The organism is Bacteroides sp. AF32-8BH, assembly GCF_003435205.1.
Classification (GTDB): domain Bacteria; phylum Bacteroidota; class Bacteroidia; order Bacteroidales; family Bacteroidaceae; genus Bacteroides; species Bacteroides ovatus.
Map to the genome: position 1 here is coordinate 42,868 of NZ_QVLZ01000044.1, position 14,723 is coordinate 57,590.

The 14,723-nt window shown below is 44.3% G+C and carries 10 protein-coding genes and 1 pseudogene; 10 read left to right on the forward strand and 1 reads right to left on the reverse strand.

Features of this window, described 5'->3' with window-relative positions:
* Window positions 1-10: 10 nt before the first annotated feature.
* From DWZ47_RS24290 to DWZ47_RS24335, 10 genes and pseudogenes are all read left to right on the forward strand, one after another.
* Window positions 11-490 (forward strand): Lin0368 family putative glycerol transporter subunit, encoded by a 480-nt coding sequence (locus DWZ47_RS24290; RefSeq protein ID WP_004304749.1) that lies wholly within the window; start codon window positions 11-13, stop codon window positions 488-490.
* Window positions 491-521: 31 nt separating this feature from the next.
* A pseudogene (gene xylB, locus DWZ47_RS31320) lies at window positions 522-2,048 on the forward strand (xylulokinase).
* A 14-nt stretch (window positions 2,049-2,062) separates the two neighbouring features.
* Entirely contained in the window at window positions 2,063-3,097 is a 1,035-nt protein-coding gene (locus DWZ47_RS24300) for a zinc-dependent alcohol dehydrogenase (RefSeq protein ID WP_009000614.1), read from the forward strand.
* A 42-nt stretch (window positions 3,098-3,139) separates the two neighbouring features.
* The gene (gene deoC / locus DWZ47_RS24305) at window positions 3,140-3,856 is read left to right on the forward strand and encodes a deoxyribose-phosphate aldolase (RefSeq protein WP_117514973.1); all 717 of its coding nucleotides are present in this window, start codon (window positions 3,140-3,142) and stop codon (window positions 3,854-3,856) included.
* A 47-nt stretch (window positions 3,857-3,903) separates the two neighbouring features.
* Complete coding sequence (locus tag DWZ47_RS24310; RefSeq protein ID WP_117514974.1) at window positions 3,904-6,417, forward strand: hypothetical protein; 2,514 nt, start codon at window positions 3,904-3,906, stop codon at window positions 6,415-6,417.
* The gene (locus tag DWZ47_RS24315) at window positions 6,414-8,216 is read left to right on the forward strand and encodes a c-type cytochrome (protein WP_117514976.1); all 1,803 of its coding nucleotides are present in this window, start codon (window positions 6,414-6,416) and stop codon (window positions 8,214-8,216) included. Before DWZ47_RS24310 ends, DWZ47_RS24315 begins: the two co-directional genes overlap by 4 nt.
* 58 nt (window positions 8,217-8,274) lie before the next feature.
* On the forward strand, window positions 8,275-9,159 hold the full coding sequence (locus tag DWZ47_RS24320) for an aryl-sulfate sulfotransferase (protein WP_117514978.1): 885 nt from the start codon (window positions 8,275-8,277) through the stop codon (window positions 9,157-9,159).
* A 40-nt stretch (window positions 9,160-9,199) separates the two neighbouring features.
* Window positions 9,200-10,330: a PTS cellobiose transporter subunit IIC gene (locus tag DWZ47_RS24325; protein ID WP_117514980.1), complete on the forward strand. Its 1,131-nt coding sequence runs from the start codon at window positions 9,200-9,202 to the stop codon at window positions 10,328-10,330.
* A 29-nt stretch (window positions 10,331-10,359) separates the two neighbouring features.
* Window positions 10,360-12,846 carry a cytochrome c biogenesis protein CcsA gene (gene ccsA, locus DWZ47_RS24330; RefSeq protein WP_117514982.1) on the forward strand — a complete coding sequence of 829 codons (2,487 nt, stop codon included), beginning with the start codon at window positions 10,360-10,362 and terminating at the stop codon, window positions 12,844-12,846.
* Between the two features lie 201 nt (window positions 12,847-13,047).
* Window positions 13,048-13,251, forward strand: coding sequence for a hypothetical protein (locus tag DWZ47_RS24335; RefSeq protein WP_004313410.1), 204 nt, complete (start codon window positions 13,048-13,050; stop codon window positions 13,249-13,251).
* Window positions 13,252-13,398: 147 nt separating this feature from the next.
* Here DWZ47_RS24335 and DWZ47_RS24340 read toward each other — a convergent pair whose 3' ends face one another.
* A complete protein-coding gene (locus tag DWZ47_RS24340; RefSeq protein ID WP_004313409.1) occupies window positions 13,399-14,421 on the reverse strand; it encodes a LacI family DNA-binding transcriptional regulator in 1,023 nt (340 codons plus the stop codon).
* Window positions 14,422-14,723 lie beyond the last annotated feature (302 nt).

The window sequence follows — 14,723 nt, forward strand, 5'->3', positions numbered from 1 at the left end:
GGAAAGAACAATGAGCGAATGGTTACAGACTTATAATGAGTTTTTCGGTATGTATCATGCCGGAATCATCACTTCTATTTTCGGAGCTTTTGCCGTCACCTTTACAGTGCTGATGAGCTGGCCTAAATTAGTAAAGGACTTTGGTCCGATAGGTGGATTTATGGCAGCCGCCCTTATTATCGGTACTTTTTGGGTAGTCAATCACAAATTGCCCGGATTCGGTTTTTCTACCGGATTGTTGAATGACGCCGAAGGCTTGCCGATGCAATTCTGTTTGATTCATCAGGGAAATCGTGGTAGTGCTCCCTGGGTAGATATGGGATGGGCGATTGCAATGGGATTTATCTTGTCCGACGTACTTTGCGCACCGAAAGGAACACGCGGAGGACTGTTGAAAGAAGCATTTCCCCGTTGGCTGGTGATTATTCTGGGTGGTATTGTCGGCGGTATTTTCGTAGGACTTACCGGATACACGAATGCGGCACTCTAACTCTATTAACTGAAAAGAAGAAAAATCATATATGTATATATTAGCACATGACTTGGGTACCAGCGGTAATAAAGCAACCTTATTCGACGAATCGGGATTGCTGATTGCTTCTCGCACGGCCGCTTACCCAACAGATTACGCTTCCGGCAACCGGGCGGAACAGAATCCGCACGATTGGTGGAAAGCCATTGTAGACACTACACAAGCACTTCTCGAACTGGTATCTCCCGCTGATATTGCCGGTGTGGCACTTAGCGGACAAATGATGGGCTGTCTTTGTGTGGATAAAAACGGTCGCCCGCTTCGTCCTCACATGCTTTATTGCGACTAGCGTTCGCAGGAAGAAGAGATGATCCTCTCTGAAAAGATAGACCCTCTTCATTTCTATGAAATCACGGGACACCGGATCAGTGCTTCCTATTCCATCGAGAAACTGATGTGGGTAAAGAAACACGAACCGGAAATCTTTGCACAGACAGCCAAGATATTGAATGCCAAGGATTATATCAATTTCCGTCTCTGCGGTACTCTAGCCACTGATCCCTCGGATGCTTCGGGTACTAACGCCTACGACTTGAACCGTTGGCAATGGAGTGAAGAAATCATAGAAGCTGCCGGACTTGATCTTTCCCTATTCCCGGAAGTCCGTTCATCTATCGACGTGATCGGTGAGGTGACCAACGAAGCTGCCCGTGAAACAGGACTGCTTGCCGGAACACCCGTAATCTGTGGTGGAGGCGACGGTAGTTGTGCCGGAGTAGGCGTCGGCTGTGTGGCTCCGGGTAGCGCATACAACTATCTGGGTTCTTCCTCCTGGGTAGCTCTGACAGTAGAAAAACCGATTGTAGACGAACAACGCCGCACCATGAACTGGGCGCACGTAGTGCCGGGCATGCTGCATCCGTCGGGAACGATGCAGGCGGCAGGCTCTTCCTACAACTGGATGATTAACCAACTCTGCCAGCACGAGCAGGCATTGGCTACTCAACTCGGACGTAGCGTGTTCGAACTGATTGACGAACAGATTCTTTCCTCTCCAATAGGTGCCAATAAACTCCTATTTCTACCTTATATGCTTGGTGAACGTACTCCCCGTTGGAATGTAGACGCCAAAGGAGCATTTATCGGTCTGACGCTGGGGCATACACATGGTGATATGCTACGTGCTGTGATGGAGGGAATTACCCTCAATCTGGGATTTATCGTCAATATCTTCCGCAAACACGTTCCCATCGACCAGGTGACGGTGATTGGAGGATGTGCGCAGAATCCTGTATGGCGCCAGATGATGGCAGACATCTATCAGGCAGAAATCCGTGTACCTAATTATCTGGAAGAGGCAACTTCGATGGGAGCGGCTATTCTGGCAGGTATCGGTGCGGGAGTCTTTAAAGACTTCTCTGTGATAGACCGCTTTGTCCGTATCGAACAGACCGTGCAGCCGATTCAGGAAAACGTGAAGAAGTATGAGGCTTGGATGCCTGTTTTTGATAAAGCTTATCACGCTTTGTGCGATATGTATACTGAAATTGCAAAAACTGAACTAGATTCTATATAAAACCTAATAATCAAATGAAAACAGTAATAGTGCCGGCTCCCGGCAAAATTGAAATACGACAGGTGGAAACTCCTGTAATCAATGCTTATCAGGCATTGGTGAAAACAGAAATGGTTGCTTTGTGTAATGCGACTGACAGTAAACTGATAGCCGGAAAATTCCCCGGAGTGGATACTTATCCATTGGCTTTGGGACATGAGAATGCCGGAATAGTAGTGGCTGTCGGTGAAAAAGTACGTAACTTTAAAGTAGGCGACCGTGCTATTGGTGGTCTTATTTCCGATTTTGGTGCGCAAGGTGTCGATAGCGGCTGGGGTGGTTTCAGCGAATATGTAGTAGTGAATGACTTTGAAGTACTGAAAGAAGAGGGACTAGCTACACCTGAACAGGGATGCTGGGACAGTTTTGAGATTCAGAACACAGTCCCTTCACATGTGCAACCGGAAGAAGCAGTCATCTCTTGTACCTGGCGCGAAGTGTTGGGAGCTTTCAAGGATTTCAATCTGACTCCGGGGAAAAAGGTGATCGTAGTAGGCTCCGGTCCTGTAGGATTGAGCTTTGTGAAGTTGGGTAAATTGTTCGGTCTGGGACAGATTGATATTGTCGATATGCTTCCCGCTAAACTGGAAGTAGCCCGTCGGATGGGAGCAGACAACGGATATACACCCGCCGAAATCAGTACTCCGGAATTTATAGCCGCGGCTAATCGCTCTTATGATGCTGTCATTGATGCGGTAGGACTGGATGTAGTCGTAAATTCCGTATTACCATTAGTGAAGATGGGTGGAGATGTTTGTGTCTATGGCGTCATGACTAAGAATCCAACTTTCGACTTATCGAAAGCTCCTTATAACTTCGACCTGCACATGCATCAATGGCCTACCCGTTCCGAAGAAAAGGCGGCAATGACCACATTGGCACAATGGATTGAAGAGGGCAGACTTTCTGCATCCGACTTTATCACGCATCGCTTTGCGATAGAAGAAATAGAAGAAGCCTTTGCTGCCGTGAAACGGGGTGAAGTATTGAAATGCGTATTGACTTTTTAAGAAACAACATATTTATAATAACTTGTTAAACGACTCAAAATAATGGAAAAGAAGAATATAAACGAAGTGATTGCAGAATTATCAGTAGAACAGTTGGCAGGTATGATCGACCATACATTCCTGAAACCTTTCGGTGATGCATCGCCTATTGAGAAACTTTGTGTGGAAGCCCGTCAGTATCAGTTTGCGATGGTAGCCATCAATCCTGCGGAAGTAGAAACTTGTGTGAAGTTGCTTGAAGGATCGGGAGTGCGTGTAGGAGCCGCTATCGGTTTTCCATTGGGACAGAACACAGTAGAGGGCAAAGCATTTGAAACCCGTGATGCCATTGCTAAAGGTGCTACTGAAATAGATACAGTCATTAATGTTCGTGCTTTACAGAAAGGACAGACTGAAATCGTAAAGAAAGAAATTGAAGACATGGTTTCTATCTGCAAACCTGCCGGTGTGATCTGTAAGGTCATTCTTGAAACTTGCTATCTGACGGATGAAGAGAAAGAAACCGTATGTCGTATAGCTAAAGAAGCCGGAGTGGATTTTGTGAAAACCTCTACCGGATTCGGTACGGCAGGAGCAACAGTGCATGATGTAGCATTGATGCGTCGTGTGGTAGGACCTACTATCGGAGTGAAAGCAGCAGGTGGTATTCGTGATCTGGATTCTGCGTTGGCATTGATTCAGGCGGGCGCTACCCGTATTGGTACATCAAGCGGTATTCAGATTGTAGAATCCTATAAGGAGCTGAAGAAAGGTTTGTAATCGTTCTTTTTTCAGGAAGGTAAATTTAAGGTAAATAAGAAGATAAAATGATAAGATCGAAATTAATGAAGCTGTTGAAGTGTGGGATGGCATGCTGTGTGTTCCTCTCCATCGTAGCATGGCAGACGAAAGACACTTCCCTTCAGCCTACCGACGCGAAAGGTTTTATCGTCGAGATTCAGAAGAAATACGCGGAAATTCAGGCGATAAAACAGAAAGATAATCAGGAAGAAACAGAAAACAAGATAAAAGCCGTGCACCGGAGATTGACGCGTGTCTATCCGGTTTATTACGACTGGTGGTTACAGGATGGAACAACGGGTGATGTAGACTGGTTTAATAAGAGTTTTAATCAGGAACTTTCCGTGCGTTTACAGAAACTAAACATCAAAGCTACTGTGACTAATACTCCGGAAAGCATCGAATCGGCTTTCCTGTCTTATCTGAAAGCGTGTGAACAAAGACGTATCAAGCGTTTGGAAGCCTTCACTGCAGATAAACCGGAGATTGTTTTCACAAAGTACAGAACGTTGCGTCCCTCTTTCTTTGCTTATACCGAAGGAGTGTCGGATGCCCGTGCTGAATGCAACTACATTGCGGGCGGTGCGTTGGCGAAATTGAAGATGAATGGAATTTGGGCGGAAGTAGAGACGCTGTTGACAGATGAAGAAGGAGTGGTTCGTGATCCGAACCTCCACTTCGACGGTCAACACTTGCTTTTCTCCTGGAAGAAGTCCCGTAAGGAGGATGACTTTCATCTGTATGAAATGGATTTGAAGACACGTGAAATCAAACAGTTGACTTTTGGAAAAGGACATGCCGATATTGAAGGTATTTACTTGCCGGATGATAATATCCTTTTCAACTCTACCCGTTGTGGAAGCACGGTAGATTGTTGGTTTACGGAAGTCAGCAATATGTATCTCTGCGATAGGGAAGGACGTTATATGCGTCAGGTCGGTTTCGATCAGGTGCACACTGTCACTCCGACTCTGTTGGATGACGGTCGTGTGGTTTATACTCGTTGGGACTACAATGACCGCGGACAGGTATGGGCGCAACCTCTTTTCCAGATGAATCCCGATGGAACAGGGCAGGCGGAATATTACGGAATGAACAGCTGGTTCCCGACAACGGTGGCACAGATCCGCCAAATCCCCGGCACTCGTAAGTTGATGGGAGTTTTTATGGGACACCATACTCCTCAACATGGCAAATTGGGTATTATAGATCCCGAAGCCGGACGTGATGAGAATGAAGGTGTCATGTTCGTAGCTCCGGTTCACAAGCCGGAACCGGAACGTATTGACGGCTACGGGAAGTTTACCGATCAGTTTCAGCACCCTTTCCCGTTGAGTGAGACGGAATTTTTAATTTCCTATACTCCGTTGGGCTATTACGTCGGACATCCGATGGAATTTGGCGTTTACTGGATGAATGCGGACGGAGAACGTGAGTTGTTGGTTTCTGATACGCGTATATCCTGCAATCAACCTGTATTGGTTGCTCCTCGCAAACGTCCGTTCCGCCGTTCGTCTTCGGTAGATTATACAAAGAATGAGGGTGTATATTACATGCAGAATATCTACGAAGGTAACGGATTGAAAGGAGTGAAGCCGGGTACAATCAAACAGTTGCGTGTGGTAGAAATCCAGTTCCGTGCAGCGGGTGTAGGCGAAGTGAATGGTAATGATAAAGGGGGAGGAGCTATCATGAGCTCTCCTGTAGGAGTAGGTAATGCAGCTTGGGACGTGAAGAGAGTGTTGGGTGTGACGGAAGTACAGCCCGATGGTTCTGCTTTCTTTAAAGTGCCTGCACGCAAACCTCTATATTTTCAGGCATTGGATGAAAACGGACGTGTCGTGCAGACGATGCGTAGCTGGTCTACTTTGCAACCGAACGAGGTGCAGAGTTGCGTAGGATGCCACGAGCATAAGAATACGGTTCCCGTAGCAGGGCATCCGGTATCTATGGCCATGAACAAAGGTATCAAGGCATTGGCTCCGGAAGATGAGATGGGTGAACGCAATTTCAGTTACCTGAAAGAAATCCAGCCTATCTGGGACAGACATTGTATCTCTTGTCACGATGGAGTGAAGCAGCCAATGAGCTTGAAAGGTGAATTGAAAGTAATGGATAAACCAAGCAAAAGAAAATATACGGATTCGTATTTGAGTTTGACCCATGCTACCCAGAATAAAGACGGAGGAGCATGGCGAGGTAATGCACACCATCCGGAAGTAAACTGGATCAGTGCTTTGTCTGAACCTACATTGCTGCCCCCTTATTTTGCAGGTTCTAACACGAGTAATCTGATTAAACGTCTGGAAAGCGGACATGGAGGTACTAAGTTGACTCCGCAGGAAATACGAAAAGTGGCTCTTTGGATTGACTTGCTTGTACCTTTTATCGGAGACTACCGCGAAGCGAACAACTGGTCGCAAAAGGATCTCGACTTCTACAACTATTATGATAAGAAGCGGGAAGCAGCCCGTGCGGAAGATCAGGAGAATATTCGTCAATACATTCAATCCCTTCAAACTAAACAAGAGAAAAAATGAAAAAGAAGATATTGATACCTGTTGGTATGGCTGCTCTGTTTCTTTGTGCGTCTTGGCAAGAAGCGGAAACGACGGTTTCACCGGACCGTTTGTTTTTGGCAGACAACGGGAAATCCTTGTTTGTAACAAACAGGGCAGGCTGTGAACTCATCAAGATGTCGTCCGACGGACAGAAAATGGAAAAGAAAGTCTCTTTCTCGTCTCCTGTCAATGCCATGACGCAGGATGCGAATGGTAAACTTTGGGTGGTATGCGACGGAAACTACGGTACGATGTACGAATTGGACGGGAAGAAACTTTCGGTACAATCCAAAACAAAAAGCGGAGCTACTCCTTCAGACATTTTGTATAATCCGTTGTCAAAGTCTCTTTGGGTGACGCAACGGTTCAACAACGAACTTTGGGAGATTGATCCGGCAACCCGTAAGGTGAAAACTAAAATCGCTGTCGGCCGTGAACCTGTGTCGATGGCTGCCTTTGCGAGTGATTCCTGCCTGTTGATTGCTAATAATCTGCCGGAAATGCCTTCTACGGCTTATCCGATTGCTGTACAACTTGACATGGTCGATGTACTTTCGAAAAAGGTTTCGGGACGTATCATGCTTCCGAACGGCTCTACGGATGTGAAGTCGGTAGCAGTGGACAAGAATCATACTTTTGCGTATGTCACTCATTTAATCTCCCGTTATCAGTTGCCTACCAATCAGTTGGATAGAGGATGGATGGCTACCAATACATTGTCTATCATTGATTTGAAAGCAAAGAAGTGGCTGACTTCCGTTATTCTGGATACTCCGCAAAAAGGAGCGGCCAATCCGTGGTCGGTCATTGTTACTCCGGATGATAAACAAATCATTGTAGCGGCTGCCGGCAGTCAGGAATTGGTGCGCATCGATCGTATTGCTTTGCACGAACGTCTTGCCAAGGCAAAGCAGGGAGAAATGGTCACTCCTTCTATGAAAGCATGGGGTAATATACCCAATGACGCGGGATTCCTGTATGGTATCCGTGACTTCATTCCTACACAGGGAAAAGGTCCGCGTTCGGTGGTTGCCACAGGAGGTAAGATTTATACAGCCAATTATTATACATCGGAACTGGTGTCTATGGATTTGAACGGCAAGAACGTGCAGAAGCAGGTTTTGGGTGCTCCGTTGGCTTTCACTAAAGTAGGTAAAGGCGATATGTATTTCCATGATGCGACCATTTGTTTCCAAAATTGGCAAAGTTGTGCAACCTGCCATCCGAATGATGCACGTATGGACGGGCTTAACTGGGATTTGCTGAATGATGGCATGGGTAATCCGAAGAATACGAAAACTCTCTTGCTTTCGCATCAGACTCCGCCTTGTATGGCGACCGGTATTCGTAAGAATGCCGAAGTTGCGGTACGTTCGGGAGTGAAGTATATTCTGTTTATGGAAGGAGAAGATGAAATCTATGAATCTATCGACGAATATCTGAAGTCTCTGAAACCTCTGCCCAGTCCTTATCTTCAGAATGGCAAACTTTCTGCGAAAGCGAAAAGGGGAAAGAAGATTTTTGAGGAAAACTGTGCAAGTTGTCACTCCGGACAATATTACACGGACCAGAAACAGTATAAGGTAGATTGGACTACCGGACCCGATAAAGGTTTGTCGATGGACGTTCCGGCTTTGAATGAGTGCTGGCGTACAGCTCCTTATTTGTATGACGGTCGTAGCTATTCGATGAAAGATATGCTTAAGGTACACGGACCTCACAAACCAGTTTCCGAAAAAGAACTGGAAGAGTTGGAGGAGTACGTATTGTCTCTGTAGTGAACTTCATCCGTGCCTGAAAAATCTTTTATATAAAACTAATTTTGAATTTATATTTATGACAAGAATATATATTGCGATTCTGGCCTTTCTGTTTCCGGCATTTTTGTCTGCGCAGACAAAAACGTTTGCAGGAACGGATTATTCGCAAGGAATTGTCTTCGTGATGGAAAATAATCAAATCGTGTGGCAACACAAAGCCCCCGATTCCAATGATCTATGGGTATTGCCTAATGGCAATATCCTTTTCACCACCGGACATGGAGTACTCGAAATGACTCGTCAGAACGATACCATCTTTCATTATGAATCTAAAAGTCCGGTCTTTGCCTGCCAACGGTTGAAGAATGGAAATACGTTTGTGGGCGAATGTATCACAGGCCGTATGTTGGAAATCTCTCCTAAAGGTAAGATTGTGAAAGAAGTATGCATCCTGCCGGAAGGAGTGAAAGAGAAAGGATTTGCTTTTATGCGTAATGCACGGCGTCTGGATAACGGCCATTTTCTGGTGGCGCATTATGGTCCGCAGTGTGTGACGGAGTATGATATGAACGGAAAAGTGGTGTGGAACCTGGATGTTCCCGGCGGACCACATTCATTGACCCGCCTGCCTAACGGACATACACTGATTGCTGTAGCGGATAAAGATCAGAATCCACGACTAATCGAAGTAACGGCAGAAGGAAAGACAGTTTGGGAATTATCGAATGCGGATATTCCCGGCAAACCGTTGAAGTTTTTGGGAGGTTTTCAGTATTTCTCCGACGGACGTTTCCTGATTACAAACTGGACGGGACATGTAAATCCGAAAGAGAAAGTACACATGTTGTTGGTCGACCGGCAAAAGAAGATACTTTATTCTTTGGAAAATACTCCGGGCTTGAAAACCATGTCTTCTGTTTATAGTATGGATATTCCGGCAGGTGTTACCTCTTATCATTAATAAAATAAAGATCATAAGAAAAAACATTGAAATTTGCACTATGAAGTATCATCGAATAAAATGTAATTTGTATAAAGCGGAAGGAAACAGTTGGGAACAGATGGCGGAAGAATTACTTTCATCCGCCGTCCGGGAAGAGAGAGTGGTCCGTTTTGTACTCTTTACACACTGTACGGATAATCAGGAATACAAGTTTCAACGTTCCTTTCTGGAACAATGGGTGGAGCGGCATTTCGTTTCTCCCCGTCCGGTCGTTTCGCTTGTGGCTCAAAAACCGTTGGTGGCGAACTTAGTGATGGAGGTACATTCATTGGTAGAAGCTGTGGATGAGCCATTCACAATAGAAGAACAGTTTACTTCTTCCTCTGTCCGTTACCTGCGGATCGTGACTCCTCACTACCGGGAGATAATAGCAGGAGGACTTTGTGCGGATGATTTGAATCTTCCTGTTCGCGAACAATCGGAACAAGCATTCAGAAAGGCTGAAGAGATATTGAAAGCGGAACAGATGAATTTCGGTGACATTGTCCGTCAGTGGAATTATCTGGAACGTATCACCGATATTACACATGGCAATCAGTGTTATCAGGATTTTAATGATGTGCGCACTCTGTTTTATGCTTCTTCGGCATGGGAATCAGGCTATCCGGCAGCAACCGGGATTGGCACACAATATGGAGGCATACTGATTGATTTCAATGCTGTCAGCGGAGAAGTGGATATCGTTCCTTTGGATAATGATTGGCAACGGGCTGCTCATGTTTATTCAGATGAGGTATTGATTAGTCATCGGGCGGATACGGAGAAAGGAACTCCGAAGTTCGAAAGGGGAAAGTCTGTGTCCGACCGTCGACAGGAAGTGATTTATATTTCCGGCACGGCTGCCATTCGTGGCGAGGAAAGCGTAACGACCGGAGATGTACTTTCGCAAACGGAAATCACTCTTGAAAATATCCAGCATTTGATCGGACTGGAGGAGGGAAGAGAAAATTTGCCAGAACATTCCGGTAAGTTAGGACTCCTTCGTGTATATCTGAAGAATGAGGAAGATGCGCCCGCTGTGAAAGCAGACCTGGATAGACTTTGTCCGGATCTTCCTATTGCTTATCTTTATGCGGATGTATGCAGAGAGGAATTGTTGATAGAAATTGAAGGGATTGCTTATTTGTAAAAGCATTGTTTATTATAAAAGAAAAACAGATGAAACTGATTCGACTGATAGCTTCACCGGTATTGATGTACATCTTAGCGGGACTTTATGCCTTGATATTGGCAGTAACCACTTTTGTGGAAAACTCTTATGGCCCCGCCATTGCCCGCGAGTATTTTTATTATGCTCCCTGGTTTATACTGTTACAGTTATTGCAGGCAGTTAATCTATCGGCTATGTTCCTTCAGGGAAGTTATTTCAAGAGAATCAGTAAAGGAAGTCTGATTTTTCATGGAGCTTTTCTTTTTATTTGGTTGGGGGCTGCTGTCACTCACTATGTCGGAGTGACGGGTATCATGCATATCCGTGAGGGGGAAACGGCAAACAGCATGATGAAAGATGAGGGAGCAGGGATGGAAAAGACTTCCCTGCCTTTCTCTGTCACGCTGAATGATTTTAGGTTGGAGCGTTATCCGGGTTCTCATAGTCCGATGTCTTATGAAAGTGACTTGGTGATTAAGAGAGAGAATGAATCTCCTTTGCAGGCAACCATTCGAATGAATAAAGTGATTGATGTGGATGGTTATCGTCTGTTTCAGTCTTCGTTCGATCCCGATGAACAGGGTACTGTGTTGTCTGTGAGCTACGATCGTCCTGGTATGCAACTTACGTATACCGGATATTTCCTGTTGTTTGTTGGTTTTGTATTTACGCTGTTCAGTAAGAAATCCCGTTTCGGACGATTACGTAAAGAGTTGGGAGAAATGAAAAATAATGCCCCTTTCTGTTTGTTGTTCTTCCTGATTTTATCCGGAATATCAAGTATGCAGGTATTGAGTGCACAACAAAAATCTGTTTCTTTGCAGCAATCACCCATAGCAGTGCAACACCCTCTTGTTGCTTCGCAACTTCCTTGTGTTTCTTCTTTACATGCCGAAAAATTCGGTAGTCTGGTAGTGCTTAATCCAAACGGACGTCTCGAACCCGTCAACAGTTATACATCTGCCATCTTACGCAAATTGTATGGAGCCGATCAACTAAACGGTATGGATTCGGATCAATTCTTTCTGAATCTGCTTTCTTTTCCCGATGAGTGGGGAGCCTTTCCTTTTATCAAAGTCGATAATAAAGAACTCCTTCAACGCTTCGGCAGGGATGGTAAATACATTGCCTGGCAAGATGTGTTTGATGCAGACGGCAACTATATCCTGGCAAATGAAATGAACACGATTTACGCCAAACCGGCTTCGGAACGAAAACGGCTGGACTCGGATTTATTGAAACTGGATGAATCGGTAAATATCGTCTATCGTATCATGCAACACCAGTTGTTACCTCTTTTCCCGGATGGAAATGATTCGCAGGGAAAATGGTATTCACCGGGTGATGATTTAAGTGCTTTTCACGGGAAAGACTCTTTGTTTGTAACAAAAATCATGGATTGGTATATCTATGAGTTAGGAAACGGAGTTCGTTCCAACAACTGGAAGGAAGCCGATAAAATCATCGAAATGATGAATGTCTTCCAACAGGCAAAGGCTAAAGTTCCCACTATTGACAATCAGAAAGTGAGAGCCGAACTTCTCTATAATCAGCTGAATCTATTTTTCTGGTGTCGTTTGGCTTACCTGATTTTGGGCGGCATCCTACTTTTCATTGCTTGCGGAGAGATTATTGCAGACTTCAAATGGGGGAGAAAACTAAGTGGTATTCTGATCGCTCTTCTGGCAATCGCCTTCCTTACGCATACGGCAGGTGTCTTGCTACGTTGGTATATTTGCGGGCACGCGCCTTGGGCGAATGCTTACGAGTCGATGGTATGCACTTCTTGGATGCTGGTAGGTAGCGGACTTCTGTTTGCCTGCCGATTCCGTATTCTTCCCGCATTAGCGGGACTATTAGGTGGAATCATGCTTTTTGTGGCAGGACTGAACCACCTGAATCCGGAAATCACTCCTTTGGTTCCGGTACTCCAGTCTTATTGGCTAATGTCTCATGTCGCTATTATCATGATCGGTTATGTATTCTTTGCGCTTTGCGCACTGACAGGACTATTTAACCTTGTATTGATGAATTTGCTTTCCGCCACCAATCGGTTGAAACTCCAGTTCCGCATCCGTGAACTGACATTACTGAATGAAATGGCAATAATCCTCGGCCTGTTCTTTATGACCGCAGGTACATTTCTAGGGGCCATCTGGGCCAACGTCTCCTGGGGTAGATATTGGGGCTGGGACCCCAAAGAAACTTGGGCATTGATTTCAATCGTTGTTTATGCATTGGTGCTTCATATCCGTTTCATTCCTCTTCTGAAAGGAAAGACCGACTGGTGTTTTAATCTGCTTTCGGTCGTAGCTATTCTTTCCGTTATCATGACTTGGTTCGGAGTGAATTACTATTTAAGCGGTCTGCATTCTTATGGAAAAACCGAAGGAGGAGATTTCTTATTGTGGATATGGGGACTGGGAGTCTGTCTTGTGTTTGTGTTGGCATTGTTTGCGCGTAAACGGTTGAAGAAAATCTCTGTTACATTTTAGTTTTTCTTTTGAGTATTATACGCCCCCCTTCACCTTTTCTCTGTCTCTTCGATGAATAAGGAGTTTGCGGGTGAAGAGTAACAATTTCACCATCTCTTCACTTGTAGCGAGTAGTTTCAAAAATAGTTTCAAGGCTTGAAACAATCTGTTTCACACCGAGAAACACTTCGTTTCGCTACTTGAAACAAAGTGTTTCCCGCCTTGAAACTTTTAGTTTCAAACAAGGTTGAAACTAATTACGAAATAGCTTTACTAATTTTACTCAATGGTGGAATCTGGAGGCTGCAATTTGATTTGATTCACGATGAAGAGCAGGTGAAGGGGCGGCTATTCACCTACAAACTGCTTGTTTATCGGCCATACAGAAGAAAAGTGAAGGAGGTGGAAGAATTGGACGTATTATAGAGAAAGAGCATTGAATGATTCAAAACTGTATAAATCTGAACTCTTCTTTTTTGTTGGTATCGTAAAAGATTACTATTCAGCAAACTTTTGTAACTTCGGTATGTTTTTCAGGAAAGTATTAAGATATAATATCTGGTAGATAAGTCATTAATATACCTCCAAACGTGGCGTCGATGCACGCATTTTGATTTCCGCATCCAACACGATTGAATGATTGGGAGATGCCGGATCTTTGATTTTCTCTAAAATAAGTTCGGCAGCTTTTTTCCCCATCTGGTACAAAGGCGGTTCTACTGTAGTCAATTTGGGATAGACTATGTTGGAAAGTTCAGTTCCTGAAAAACTGGCTACGGCGATTTCTTCGGGTATTTTTTTTCCAAGTTCCCTCAATCTGTTCATGGCTCCAATAGCCAATGTTTCCGTAAAAGCGAAAATAGCATTGAAAGGAATATTTCTTTCCACTAATATATCCGCTGCTTTTTTCCCTTCCTCAAAAGTCATACCGGTTTTTATCAGCATATTATTCTTATCAAAAGGAATCCCGAATTTAGCCAAAGCGTCTTTGTATCCTCTGACACGTTCTATGGAGTTGTAAATATCGTCCGGTCCCTGTATATGAACAATCTGTTTGCGTCCGCTTCGGATCAGACTTTCTACGAGAAAGAATGACTTCATATAATCGTCCACTATTACCTGCGGAACTTCAAGTCCATAGGGAATACGATCATAGAACACCATAGGCATTCCCGCTTGCTGTAAACGAGCATATTCCTCCTTATTCCTTTTATAACTGCAAAGGCAGATGATGATGCCATCCACCATGAATCCTTCCATCAGTTGCAGGTTCTCTTTTTCTTTTTCCGGATCTCCTCCGGACTCTGCAATAATCACCTTTATATTTTTGGTGTGAAGCACTTCTTGTATTCCGTTTATTACTCGTGAAGCAAACGGTGTAACCATTTCAGGAACGATCACTCCCACGGTATTAGTATGTCCGTATTTAAGGTTGATTGCTACAGGGTTTGGTCTATATCCCAATCTTTTAGCCGCTTCTATCACCTTTTCTTTCGTTTCTTTACGGATATTCTTGTCATCTCCTAATGCACGAGATACTGTGGAGACGGATATTGACAAATGTCGAGCGATGTCTTTTATGGTTATATACTTCATGCTGAATGATGGTTTAAATCAAAGCAAAGATATTGATTTCAAACAATAAATCCTAATATTGGAGTAAAATACGAATCCCATTTGCTTTTGTGTAATGCTTTTGTAACGTTTGCAGATTTTGGGAACGTTCCCGCAATCGTTTGTAGGCAAAAGAGTTAGGAAAAAACTTTTTTTCAAGCTCTTGTTCTTTATCTTTGTTACATCAACATGATGTCGAACTAAAGAAAAAGAACTATGAAAACACACCTCTTTTGGTTCTTCGTCAAATTTGGTGGTAATCTCTTTTTTATTTCAACTGTCTT

Excerpts from the sequence above, each read along its gene's own strand:
- DWZ47_RS24290 (WP_004304749.1), top strand. The coding sequence starts at position 11 with ATGAGCGAATGGTTACAGACTTATAATGAGTTTTTCGGTATGTATCAT.
- ccsA (WP_117514982.1), top strand. The coding sequence starts at position 10,360 with ATGAAACTGATTCGACTGATAGCTTCACCGGTATTGATGTACATCTTA.
- DWZ47_RS24320 (WP_117514978.1), top strand. The coding sequence starts at position 8,275 with ATGACAAGAATATATATTGCGATTCTGGCCTTTCTGTTTCCGGCATTT.
- DWZ47_RS24340 (WP_004313409.1), bottom strand. The coding sequence starts at position 14,421 with ATGAAGTATATAACCATAAAAGACATCGCTCGACATTTGTCAATATCC.
- DWZ47_RS24310 (WP_117514974.1), top strand. The coding sequence starts at position 3,904 with ATGATAAGATCGAAATTAATGAAGCTGTTGAAGTGTGGGATGGCATGC.
- DWZ47_RS24300 (WP_009000614.1), top strand. The coding sequence starts at position 2,063 with ATGAAAACAGTAATAGTGCCGGCTCCCGGCAAAATTGAAATACGACAG.
- DWZ47_RS24325 (WP_117514980.1), top strand. The coding sequence starts at position 9,200 with ATGAAGTATCATCGAATAAAATGTAATTTGTATAAAGCGGAAGGAAAC.
- DWZ47_RS24315 (WP_117514976.1), top strand. The coding sequence starts at position 6,414 with ATGAAAAAGAAGATATTGATACCTGTTGGTATGGCTGCTCTGTTTCTT.
- deoC (WP_117514973.1), top strand. The coding sequence starts at position 3,140 with ATGGAAAAGAAGAATATAAACGAAGTGATTGCAGAATTATCAGTAGAA.